We start from the raw sequence: 12,755 nt of genomic DNA on the forward strand, positions 1-12,755 counted from the left end.
AATGAACAAAACTCACTCAAGCTTCCAACTCTCTACCTATATTAGTTGTGGATTAGATTTCCCAATAATTATCGGAATGATTACATTGCAATGCAAAGGCGACTTCGTAGATCGAGGTCGTTTTTTTATGTAGCATGTAGGGCGTGTCTTATGACCCTGAGAGAGGGAGATTTTGCTGAATTAACGTACCAGGCAAAATACTTTTCGCAGGAGTAGCGGGGGATATCAAGAGAAAGTGATGCAGTAAGGGAGGAAAAGGCTGTGAAAGGTGTCCTTATGTGAAAGTGCCTCTTAAAGGAATTTAGATCATGCTCTAATATGTTGAGCGGTATGAGTAGAATTTGGATGGAGTATTCGATATTGTTAATGATCTTCATCTTGCGGACTTATCAGAGATAATGAGTAGGCCTATGTCCGATTTTTCATGTGGAGCAGTAAGGTTTGTAGATACTGTAGTAGGTTAAATTTTGCGTAGGCGGGCAGAATGATAGTTTATGATAACAGTTTTGTAGAACATCGTCTGTTATGTAAAATGAACCATTTTTAATGAAGGCTAGGCAACTTGCATTCTACAGGCTAGGACAAGTTCACATTTGGTGATATGATGTAATATAAAGGCTTAGGGAATGAGACGGAATTCCTTGAGCATAGATATAGGATAACAACATTGTTATGGCATGATTAACGGATAGGATGAGTTGGGTAAATTTTGGATAGCGCGAGACTCTTACAATGAAAGCTAATGAAAATGAGATCGTACAGACTCATGCATAATGTGGAATAGGTGGCGTATGAGATGAAAAAAGCTCGTTTAATATACAATCCGACCTCAGGCCGGGAAGAAATGAAAAAACGTCTGGCTGATGTGCTGCAGCGTTTGGATCAAGGCGGAATTGAAGCTTCGGTACATGCAACAACGGGTGAGGGAGATGCGACACGGGAAGCAGAACTCGCCATCGAACGTGGATACGATATGATTATTGCTGCTGGCGGCGATGGGACGCTATATGAAGTCATCAACGGTATGGCTGAGCGTGAGAATCGTCCACCATTAGGCGTGTTTCCACTCGGAACGACGAATGATTTTGCACGTGCACTGGGGATTCCAAGGCAATGGGAAGATTACGTGGATCTGGTCATTAACCAACAGCTGCGTCCTCTGGACCTTGGGAAGGTGAACGATAAATATTTTATCAACATCGCAGGTGGAGGTTCATTGACTGAGCTGACCTACGAAGTGCCGAGTCGTCTGAAAACGATGATTGGGCAACTGGCCTATTATATGAAGGGCATTGAGAAAATGGCGAGTTTGTCTCCGCAGGAACTAATTATCCGCGCAGCAGGTCAGGAGGAGATTCATGATGAATTCATGTTATTCCTGATCGCTAATACGAACTCCGTTGGGGGCTTCGAGAAGCTTGCCCCAGGCGCGACGATTGATGATGGCCTGTTCGATGTCATCGGTGTGCGCAAATGTAATCTGGCTGATATGATCCGCCTTGTCACGCTTGCACTGCGTGGTGAACACCTGAACGATAAGAAGGTTGTTCATTTCCAAACGGATTATATGGAAGTGACTTCACCAGGATATGTGCAACTGAACCTAGATGGAGAGCTGGGCGGTACGCTCCCTGCAACGTTCAAGAACCTACGACATCACTTGATGCTGTATCGTTAATTCGAGCGGAAGCTGCAATTAGAAAGCCATAAGGCACGGAGGTTACAACTCGAAGTGCTGCATGGAGATATACGAGGAGCGGATGTTGTAATTGAAAGTGCTATGAGTTCGAGGAAGCTGGCAACAGAGGCGAATGATACAACTAGAAGTGCTACAAGAGTGGAAAGAGACATCTAAGGCGAAGTTGTAACTAAACGTGCTACGATGCTTGGAGGCTCCAACCAGAATTGATGTTAGACACAGAAGTGCAACTTGTAAAGGTATATGAGGTAGGCAAGCGACAAACAGATTGGCGCAAATAGCGGAAGATGTAGTCAGATGTGCTACGATACTGGGATCGCTGCAACCAAAAATACTACAAGACGCGGAAGTGGAGCATAAGTCGCTAGTCACTGGATACCCGACCTGGGTTCAATCCAGATCCGGAGAAAATTGCTGACCACCTTCGTCATGAGGTGGGGGATCGTGTTCTTGGAGCTGCAAATAGTTTCGAAAATAGTTCGTCGTTTAAGCCGTGCTACGTGAATGAGACGTTAGACTAAGTGCTTCATCGTTGAGCTTTTCCAGTTGCGATGCTTGCCGAGATCACGTATAATCTCATGGGGTTCGTGCTAACGAATCCAGGAAGCTTTATTAAGGCGAAATGAGTAGAATTAGAAATCTAACGAATCTCAGCGTCGCTATTTAGGCTGAAATGACCCAAAATGATATGGAAACACGATTCTAGAATGAAATAACGTCTCTGAAGTTCTTTAGAATTTTGGAACGTTATTTTTGATGTGAATAAGGTGTCTCAGGTTCGTTAGAGTTGATTATATATTAAGAAGAAAGAAGTGAATGTACGTTGTCTAATACGAACCGCAGCGGTCGTGGAAAAAACCGCCGGAATTCGGCTTCCTCTCAGTGGCAAGGGAACGCATCAGCGTCCCGTCAGTCGAGTCAATCATCTCGTCCATCTACACGTCAGCAAGGGAAAGGGGTGCGGCCACAAGGCGCATCTCTTTCTACCGCTCGTCCGCAGGGGCGCTCGCGCGAAGCTGTGTCAATTGAAGGATTACCTGTTAGCAAAAATGAAGAGACGGTCATCGACATTATTGGTATGAACCATGATGGTGAAGGTGTAGGCCGTGCCAATGGTTATACCCTTTTCGTACAAGGAGCACTTCCGGGTGAGACTGTACGCGTACGCGTGATGAAAACCAAAAAGCAGTATGGCTATGCCAAACTACTGGAGATCGTGAAAGCGAGCCCGGATCGAGTATCCGCGCCTTGTCCAATTTATGATCAGTGTGGTGGATGCCAGATCCAGCATATGAGTTATGCCGGACAGCTTGCGTGGAAACGCCAGCTCGTGGTGGATAATTTGCAGCGGATTGGTAAGCTGAATGTGATGGTGGAGAACGCGGAGACACTCGCACCTAACTCGCAGCATGATGCTTCAGTGGATGCGGCGAAGTTAGCGGGACGGTTGGAACAGGATGCGAATCAGACAACTGGACAGGCTTTGTCCGATGCCAACAGCAACGAAAGTAATCGCATCCGTCTGCGTCTTGAAGGTGTCATGAGCGAGGAAGACACAGCGCAAGGGATTCGCGTACTTCCTACGTTGGGCATGACAGAGCCTTGGCGTTACCGCAATAAGGCACAGGTGCCGATTGGTGTAACCGAAGGTGGACTAGTAGGTGGATTTTATGCCAAAGGAAGCCACCGGATTATCGACATGGAGACATGCCTCATCCAGCATGAGCACAACGACGAAGTGGTTGCGAAGGTGAAGGAGATCGGCAGTCATTTTGGAATTAGTGCGTATAACGAAGAGACTGGCCGTGGACTGTTGCGTCATGTCGTCGTGAAAAAGGCGTTCCGTACAGGCGAGATGATGCTCGTGCTCGTTACCAATGGTCGGGATATTCCGTACAAGGACGAATGGATTGGCAGTATCCGTGAAGCGATTCCGCAAGTGGCGAGTATCTGTCAGAACGTGAACAAGAAACAGACAAACGTCATCTTTGGGGATGAAACCCGTGTCCTATGGGGTTGTGATGTAATCTATGACTTTATTGGCGATGTGCAATTTGCGATCTCAGCTCGTTCATTCTATCAGGTGAACCCAGTTCAGACGGAAGTGTTGTATGGGAAAACGGTAGAGTACGCTGGACTCAGCGGCAAAGAAACAGTTATTGATGCCTATTGCGGCATCGGTACAATCTCTCTTTTCCTCGCACAGCATGCGGATCAGGTTTATGGCGTTGAGATTGTGCCTGAAGCTATTGAGGATGCGCGCAGCAATGCGATGTTGAACGAGATGAAGAACGTGAAGTTCGAAGTTGGTGCATCTGAGGATGTGATTCCACGTTGGAAAGAGCAAGGTATCGAAGCTGATGTCATCGTTGTCGATCCACCGCGTAAGGGCTGTGACCCACGTTTGCTCGATACCATTCTGGAGATGAAGCCAGAGCGAGTGGTGTACGTGAGTTGTAATCCGAGTACCTTGGCGCGCGACCTGCGAGTGCTGGAGGATGGCGGGTATCGGACGGTAGAGGTTACGCCGGTGGATATGTTCCCGCATACGGTGCATGTGGAGTCGGTGGCTTTGTTAGAATGGAAGGGGCAGGATTAGTTCCGTTACGTCCCTTTTAACTTCGATTTTATGAATAAGTCTTTGAAGTACCTGCTTCAAGACTTGTTTATCGTCAATGTCAAGTTCGGTGAAGCGAGGTAATTGTTTTCTAAAGGCACGGAGTTGTTCTTCCGTGTCTTTTTTTTGCTTAAAGAAGGTTTTTAATCTCTGCCTTATTTATCTTCTCCAATGCGTCTAAGTGCCCGTCCATTGTAATAATGGAAGGTTGTGCATTTTAAGTAACTATTTGCTCGCTATTTCATGGTCATCAACTTCTTACGATCAGTGGTCGCTCAATGTATGTAATATGGGACGAATATAAATATGAAGGCTGTAAAGAGGATATTGGAAAGTTTTGCCGAATAGTTCAATATACCTACAACAAAGCATCAGGAGGGAGTCAAAAGAAGTGCAAAGTAGTACTACAAGATCAACCGCCAATCAACCCAACAGGACAACGTCCGCCCAAGCTAACAGGGCTATCGAAAGCCAAACAGGGGGAGCAGGGAGGCAATCGAACACAGCAAATAAAGCTGTTGTATGCCGCAAATGCAAGTCACAGCAAGTCGTAGCTAACAAAAGAGGGTATAGTTTCGCAAACATGTTTAAAACACTGGGGTGGATGGGGTTATTTCCTTTCCTATTAGTGGTGATTGGTACGGTTGTAATTATGTATGTTCAATCGAATGCAAGAATAGAAATTGGTGGAATTAGTAGTGGAAGTAGTACCGGGGATGAACCATTTGGAGCTATATTCGCGATCATCGGAGTTCTTTGCGGGATATCCATGTTTACATCCTTACCTGTAAGTATCCTAGTCGGGTTCGCTGGAAGAAGTGAAATTGTTAACGGCTGTATGAACTGCGGCTTTAAATGGAGACCTGCTAAGAGGAAGTAAATTAATGATGGGGAGAGCATCTGCCACTGTTGAGCAATAAGGAAGTTACATAATATTACATTTACCTATTCATTTCGGACTCAAGCATCTAATGCTTGGGTCCTTTAACGATTCTATATTAATTAATTTTTTTCTAATTCTGCGATCAATAATGATGTAGTGTGCTACAATCTCCTGAGATTGGATATTATGCGTTCAAAAAGCAAGTTGCTGGGCTTATTAGTCCTCGTTGAGAACAATAGCTTCGTGCAGCCAAAGGTGGGTTATGTTATGTCCAAAAATGATAATATGCTAACCATACTATGGATGTTGAATTCGGGAGAGAAATGGACTGCCAAGCAAATATCGGAAAAGTTAGAGATAAGTATAAGAACCGTTTATCGGTACATTGATGCATTATGTGCCAGTGGGGTTCCGATCATATCTGACTCAGGCCACAATGGCGGGTATAGCTTGCTGCACAATTTTATTAAATCTCCCTTGCTTTTTAGTATGGATGAAAAAAAGACATTGCTTCATGCTGCCCTATTTGCAAAAGAAGCCGGATATCCGTTGAGTGATGCATTAGAGAATGCAACATCCAAGTTGAAAATGTATTCAAATCAGGAGCAGGAAAGGTTACTTAGCCATCAATTAGCCGGGTTTGAAGTGATAAACCGGAAGGGCTACCCCGCTGTTCAGCCGGTATTGCAAGAACTAGAGTATGCTGTAGCAAATGAAGAGTCTGTAGAAATTTGTTATCGTAAAAAACATGAAGGGCAGTCACAAAATAGAATAATTGACCCTTATGGCGTGGTGAATTGGAACAATAAGTGGTACACCATTGCATTTTGCCACCTTCGGAATGAGATCCGAAGCTTTCGGGTAGAACGAATTCTGAACATTACACGTACGCCATTCTCATTTAATCGCCCCACTAATTTTTCAGCGCGTACTTTTTTTATGGGAAATCTGCTGCCAGATTTAGTAGATAAATCCGGATTAATTCCTTTAATTATTGTTGGCAGGGCAGAGGCGTTGGATGATTTATGTTTACATTGGTTTTTGGAGCATCATTTGCAGGAACGAACAGCAACGCAAGCAACCTTTTTACTTGAGGAAGAATTACTATATACACATGTTCCGTATATCATTTTTCCTTATGGGAAATCCATTCAAGTTATAGAGCCACAGAATTTAAAGGATAGACTTGTGGCGGTAGCCTCAGATTTAATGGAATATTATCAAGCTTAATAACTTCACTGACAGCAGTTGTCAGTGAAGTTATTTTATTATAATGATAACCACTCATGAGAGATGAATGGCTGCTGTTACTAATAACTTTATGAGGAGCACTTAGAAATGAATAATACCGTATATCTTTATGTGTTTGATTCGATGTCCGATTGGGAGGTAGGTTATTTATCCGCCGAACTCAACTCCGGAAGATACTTCAGACAGGGGCTGTCTCCAGTAAAAATAGTCACTGTTGGAGTAGCAAAGACGCCAGTAACAACGATGGGCGGATTGAAAATAATACCTGAAGTTACAGTGGATGAATGCAATATTAGAAACATAGATGCACTTATTTTACCTGGTGGAAATACATGGACAGAAGCTGTTCACGAGCCCATATTCAAAAAAGCCGAGATATGTTTAGAGCAAGGGATCGTCGTTGGAGCCATTTGCGGTGCTACCATTGGACTTGCTCAAGCAGGATTGTTAGGTTCACGTCGGCACACAAGCAATGATTTGACCTACCTTAAAATGATCTGCCCCTCTTACACAGGCGAAGAATATTACAATATGGAATCTGCTGTCACCGATGGGAAATTGATCACTGCATCCGGAGTAGCTCCATTAGAATTTTCCGTTCATGTGTTAAAAGCACTAGATGTATTTTCTCCCAAAACGTTGGATGCTTGGTATCGTCTTAATAAAACTCATGAACCTACATATTTCTATGAGTTAATGAAGTCAATCCAGTGACATTTAAGGGATACAAGCATGTAGAATCGGTGGCGTTGTTGGTGAGGTAAGATGAATGATAAAGATGCATCGGTGTTAAGCCCTCTCTTTAATTAGTGGGGGCATTTTGAATGTTACGAGCAGTAATAGAATGTAATTGATACTTCTAAATTTAATGTCAGCTAATGGACCTCGGTTTTAGGCAGACACGATTCCCCAAAGAAGAGTTTTACCTCGATCTACTCCTGTTTCTGATTGTAAGAACTGTTTTGTTGAGGAACCGTCGATTCGGTTATCTTTTTGTCCAACAGGATTTTGGAGGGTGGATATCCTTTGATTTTTTTGAATAGCTTGCTGAAATAGAAGATATCTTCGAAACCGCATTTATATGCCGTGTCCATTACGGAAAACTCTCCGCTAAGCAGGATATTCTCGGCGTTGTTGATCTTCATTTTATTTATATATTCCTTTACAGAAGAGCCTGTATGCTTTTTGAAAAGTGTTCCGAAATATGCGGTTGTTACGCCGGCAATACTAGCAAGTTCCTCTACTTTGATTGGATTGTGGAGATTATTCAGGATATATCTGATAGATTTCTGGATTCTGCTGTCTATATTCTGAACGTGAATTTTATAATAGAAGCGCTTGAAATATTGATGAAGGATCATCAAGAGCAATGCACGAGCTTTTATCTCGAATCCCGGCTCTTTCTTCAACCACACAAGTGTCAGTTCATTGTACAAAGATAATAATTCCTCTGAGAAGCCAATATGGGTTACCAATGGAAAGGGAAGCTCAACATCATTCCCCTTTATATCATATAACTGAAAATTGATAGCAAAACTTTCGATCGGATTGTTCGCATCCGTAGTTGCACTGCGCCGACTGTCTTGTGGAATACATATGAGATCGCCTTGTTTAACTTCAACATATTCATTATTCACTCTGTAAAGGGCTTTCCCACTTGTGAAAAAGGATAAATCGATAAAGTTCGTTGTCGCATCTTCAATTATCCAGTTTGGAGTCGAGCGTCTATTAATGAAATATTCGATTTGCGGATTGATTTCTTTATAGTCCATAATCATCTCCGTTTTTCGTTACAGCATAGTAGTGATTAGTGATCTAGAATTGGAGCCTCCAAGAAGAGGGGAGGTGAGTGACAGGAGGGATCTATTGTAACCGCTCTCGAGAGATTCGAAAAAAATACAAAGCATCTAGACTTCATCCATGGAGTTAATTATAAGGACTGTATATCATATTATCAATCATCAACTCAGAGTAGCAGAGAGATCGTTTTTGACGTCGGTGGGGAACTGCTGAGCTTCACTCAACTGCCGTCAATCGTAAGGTTGTAGACAGTTGAGAGCGTATCGTCATTCACTTTTGTGAATACGCTTTCAAATTAATTTTTGTTCAACATCAAAGGGAGGTGTGTATTGTTCGTTAAGCCAGGGATGAGCTAATCAAGGGAAAATACAGAAAGATAAGATATCTAATATCCAATCCATCCATCATTCATATTATTCTGTTAGGTAGGTCTAAGATGAGATTTTAGATTTTGCCTTGAGAAAAGGAGAAAACGAAGATGAATCGTGAAAAATGTTTGAAAAACGTTTCCCGCATGCTTGTAGTCATCATGTTGCTCTCCGTGTTTACATTTACGCCTGTCCCAGCTGCTGCGTCTGAAGGCGAACTGACCGTTGGTATTGATATGAATGTTGAGCTGAACGATCTCATTGCTCAAGCCGAAGCTCTCAAGGCTGGTAACCATGAATTCCCGATCCAAGTTAGTCAGTCTGGCGATGGCTCTGATGTGAACCAAGCGTTTCCTTGGGTAAACGTCGATGAACTCCAAGATCTTGATCTTGCACTTGAGTATGCACGTGATGCGCTGACTCCTACGGACGAAGCCATAGCTAGCCTTCAGGAAGCCATAGTGAATTTTACTGGAAGGATCAAATCGGACGGTTCAGATCCCTATTTTCGTCTTGATCCAGGTCCAGGTAAATTGCCTGTAAAAATTACAGAGCCCACCAATGATTGGACCGCCAAAAATCCACCACTTGATAACCGTGTTCCCGCCGATTTTGCTGGTGGCACATTTGAAATGATTCCATATCCTTTTGCAGATTCGCAAGGTAAAGCTGATGTGCTCCAGATCAATTACGTCCATAACGGGACAGGCAACTTCGGCGGGATGTCTATTCAGTCTCCCTTGTCACCGAGTGTAAATGTCCCTGAAGGCGCAACGATTGATTTTGATGTGTACTATCCGAAGAGCGCTCAAGGTAAATTTATGAGATGGAGAATCAGAAATGCTGGCTCTGACATCGATTCCTACCTCAGGGAATATGAGTACAACAACCTTAACCCCGACTGGATTGGTAGCTACAACGGTGAAACCTGGTTGTTGAAGCACCACAGTATTACCGCTACAACAGGCATGTCCTCTAACTTCATTCTTGAACTCCACGGCGAGAATGGCCGTCCTGCAGAAACCAGTATGCTTCTTGTCGGCAATATCAAAATAACCGAACCCGACCCTAACGGAGTTCCACTTCCAAGTGTAGTCAACAAGGAAAACCAGAGTAACGTAACGCCTTTAAAGGATATTTACAATAGAGACAATGGCAAGTTTATGGTTGGTACGATTGGAACCGGGGCAGTAACCGGAACTAGAGCCAATCACTACGAAATCTTTGTCGATGGCAACAATCTCAAAGCCGATTCTACGCATCCCCGCGGACCTAGCTGGTTGAAAAGTGTTACTGGCGAGCCTCTGAGCGGCGCAACCAACGCTCCTGGTATAGGAGAATACAGTTTTCCAACCAATTCCTATCAAGCGATCAGAGATTCCGGAACTCCCGGACAGTACAAGTCCCACGGCCACGTTCTGGCATGGTATAACCAGGCTCCTGCATGGATGAGGCAAATGGTTCCTGCGACTATTACGTTAGGATACAATGGCACAACCGATTACTACGGATTGGGTAACGGTGTTACAACTACGGTTAAGGTAGATAAGGAAATGGCCAGAAGAGTACAGTTTAACCACACCATGTATGTAATGCGGCACTTCCTGACGACAGATCCGAAGTATGGCTCAAGCGAATCGCGAGGAGTAATTCCCTTCAATTCATGGGACGTACTCAACGAAGAGGTTCACGAAAGCCGTCACAGCGAGACGATTCCAGAAGATGCGAACAGTTGGAGACAGACACTCAAAAACACCAACTGGCTTGCTGCAATGTCAGATGATGTCATTGGCGGCGATATCACCGAGCATTATATTTACTTGCTGTTCAAATACGCGCACATTGCGGCACCCAATGCCCAGATGGCTGAGGCTTACAAAGCCAATTACGTTGACCTTCCCGAATACATGAAGCTCGATGGCAACGACAATGCTGGTAGTATTGATGCCTATATTGTCAACGATCCTCCTAAGCTGACTTACAACGATTACGATATCTCTAATCGTACTAAGGCGAGAACGGTATACAACATGGTTCGCGCGCTGAACACTGCTTGGCTCTCTGATCCACTATATGACGGAAGACCTCTTATTGAAGACGTTGGTATTCAAGGACATGATTCGATTGGAAAAACTTTAGCAAGCGATAACCAATATGCCGTAGCTCTCTATGCTTCTCTCATTGACCAGGGTCTTCTGTCTGGTATTGCTTATTCCGAACTGGACCTTAAGATGCCAACGACTACCCCAGGTGGTGGTGCCGTTGCACCTGCAACGCTTAATGTCAGACAATCGGATGCCCTGGGTTATGAGTACGCGCTGCTGTACAAAATGTTCGACAAGTTTTCTCCATACATCGATCATATTATCAGCTGGGGTGTAGCTGGTTCAGGATGGCAGGGAAGCTATGTACTGTTTGACAGTCAGAGCAATGCCAATGCAGGCTACTATGGAGCCGCGAATCCAGACAGATTCATTCTTGGACATTCATATCTAGATGAATTCTATGAAGGTGAATACGAGAAAATCCAGAACAATGAAATTGATCTTGGAGATCTCGGAGTCTATACACCCCGCGATCATGTGAATGTGAACCTCAATCTCAGCGGATTGACATTGAGTAGTGGATCACTGCAACCGACTTTTGACGCAGCAACGACTCAATACGCTGTTTCCTTGCAGGATGCTAATAACATTAACTTAACTGCGACAGCAGCGGACAACAGGGCAACCATTAAAGTGAACGGTACAGTTGTTGCGAGCGGTACAGCTTCCGAAGCCATATCGCTGACACCTGGCACAGTAACGAGCATCAATGTAGAGGTAACAGCTGCCAATGGTACGGTAAATACGTATACGATAAAAGTGACGAATGGCAAGACGGAAACTCCGTCTAACCCGTCGAATCCATCAAACCCGTCAAACCCGTCAAACCCATCAAACCCATCAAACCCATCAAATCCAAATATACCTTCAACGCCGGCACCAGCACCACCAGTTGTTCAGAATGAGACAGTGATCCCGCAGACAACGGTGAAGAATGGAACGACAGCTGTTCTAACACTGGATCTGGCCAAGGCAAAGGAGCTGCTGGCGCAAAATCCGACTATAGAAATACCTGTGGCGCAAGGCGTGAATGCGTACGAGGTGGGTTTGCCTGCTGTGGCACTGACAGGTGGAACAAAGGATGATAAGCTGACGCTTTCTACTGAATTAGGTGACGTTGTAATATCGGGTAACATGTTGACCGGTATAGCTGAAAGCAACAAGGAAGTAACTCTGAAAATTGCGAAAAGCGACAAGTCGAAGCTCCCGGCGGAAGTGAAGGAGGCTCTCGGGGATAGGCCGTTCATACAGCTTACGCTAACGGTTGACGGTAAAGAAACAGTCTGGAATAATCCAAGTGCGCCTGTAACGATATCCTTACCTTACAAGCCGACTGCGGACGAACAGAAAAATCACGAAATGATTGTTGTATGGGACATCGACAGAAGTGGTGATGTGGTTACATTACCGAGCGGACGTTATGATCCGAAGACGGATAGGGTAACCTTCATAACAACTCATTTCAGTAGTTACGCGGTAGCTTACGTACCCAAGACATTCACAGACCTCGGAAAAACTACATGGGCAAGGAATGCAGTCGAAGTCCTTGCTTCCAAGGATATTCTCAAGACAGAAGGGAATGTATTCCATCCGTCAACCGATATAACAAGGGCAGATTTCCTGTATTCCCTTGTTAGGGCACTTGGATTGACTGCACAAGTGAATGGCAATTTCAGTGATATACAGGAGAATGCATACTACTATAATGAAATTGCAATCGCCAAAGCTCTTGGGATTGCGAATGGCTTAGACAACGACAGATTTGGCGGCAATAACAAGATCTCAAGGCAGGACATGATGGTGTTGACAGAAAGAGCCTTGAAGCTTGAGAAGAAACTGAGTAACCAAGGGACAGCCGCGACTCTGGACCATTTCTCCGACAAATCCCATATTGCTCCCTATGCGGTGGATAGTATCGCCATCCTGGTTAACGAAGGATTGATCGAAGGTAGCAATAACAAAGTCAATCCGCGCGGAAACACAACCAAAGCAGAAGCGGCAGTATTCCTTTATAGGCTGTATCACAAATAAG

Annotated in this window: 6 protein-coding genes; 5 read left to right on the forward strand and 1 reads right to left on the reverse strand. The window is 44.3% G+C overall.

The window, feature by feature from the left end; all coding sequences use genetic code 11:
- Positions 1 to 796 precede the first annotated feature (796 nt).
- The 4 genes from M3636_RS21870 (at position 797) to M3636_RS21885 (ending at position 7,164) form a co-directional block, all read left to right on the forward strand.
- The gene (locus M3636_RS21870) at positions 797 to 1,678 is read left to right on the forward strand and encodes a diacylglycerol kinase (RefSeq protein ID WP_251384001.1); all 882 of its coding nucleotides are present in this window, start codon (positions 797 to 799) and stop codon (positions 1,676 to 1,678) included.
- A gap of 844 nt (positions 1,679 to 2,522) precedes the next feature.
- Positions 2,523 to 4,298, forward strand: a complete 1,776-nt coding sequence (gene rlmD, locus M3636_RS21875; protein WP_251384002.1) for a 23S rRNA (uracil(1939)-C(5))-methyltransferase RlmD — start codon at positions 2,523 to 2,525, stop codon at positions 4,296 to 4,298.
- A gap of 1,168 nt (positions 4,299 to 5,466) precedes the next feature.
- Entirely contained in the window at positions 5,467 to 6,429 is a 963-nt protein-coding gene (locus tag M3636_RS21880; RefSeq protein WP_251384003.1) for a helix-turn-helix transcriptional regulator, read from the forward strand.
- A 108-nt stretch (positions 6,430 to 6,537) separates the two neighbouring features.
- Positions 6,538 to 7,164, forward strand: a complete 627-nt coding sequence (locus M3636_RS21885; protein WP_251384004.1) for a type 1 glutamine amidotransferase family protein — start codon at positions 6,538 to 6,540, stop codon at positions 7,162 to 7,164.
- 218 nt (positions 7,165 to 7,382) lie between these two features.
- On the opposite strand, the gene M3636_RS21890 is transcribed toward M3636_RS21885, so the two are convergent.
- Positions 7,383 to 8,222: a helix-turn-helix domain-containing protein gene (locus tag M3636_RS21890; RefSeq protein WP_251384005.1), complete on the reverse strand. Its 840-nt coding sequence runs from the start codon at positions 8,220 to 8,222 to the stop codon at positions 7,383 to 7,385.
- Between the two features lie 506 nt (positions 8,223 to 8,728).
- On the opposite strand from M3636_RS21890, the gene M3636_RS21895 reads away from it, so the two are divergent.
- A complete protein-coding gene (locus M3636_RS21895) occupies positions 8,729 to 12,754 on the forward strand; it encodes an S-layer homology domain-containing protein (RefSeq protein WP_251384006.1) in 4,026 nt (1,341 codons plus the stop codon).
- Position 12,755: the final 1 nt, after the last annotated feature.

Origin of the sequence: Paenibacillus sp. MER 99-2 (genome assembly GCF_023714095.1) — a bacterium.
In the GTDB taxonomy this organism is placed as follows: Bacteria; Bacillota; Bacilli; order Paenibacillales; family Paenibacillaceae; genus Paenibacillus.

Coding starts and splice junctions, on each gene's coding strand:
- M3636_RS21870 (WP_251384001.1), top strand. CDS start 797: ATGAAAAAAGCTCGTTTAATATACAATCCGACCTCAGGCCGGGAAGAA.
- M3636_RS21880 (WP_251384003.1), top strand. CDS start 5,467: ATGTCCAAAAATGATAATATGCTAACCATACTATGGATGTTGAATTCG.
- M3636_RS21885 (WP_251384004.1), top strand. CDS start 6,538: ATGAATAATACCGTATATCTTTATGTGTTTGATTCGATGTCCGATTGG.
- M3636_RS21890 (WP_251384005.1), bottom strand. CDS start 8,222: ATGGACTATAAAGAAATCAATCCGCAAATCGAATATTTCATTAATAGA.
- M3636_RS21895 (WP_251384006.1), top strand. CDS start 8,729: ATGAATCGTGAAAAATGTTTGAAAAACGTTTCCCGCATGCTTGTAGTC.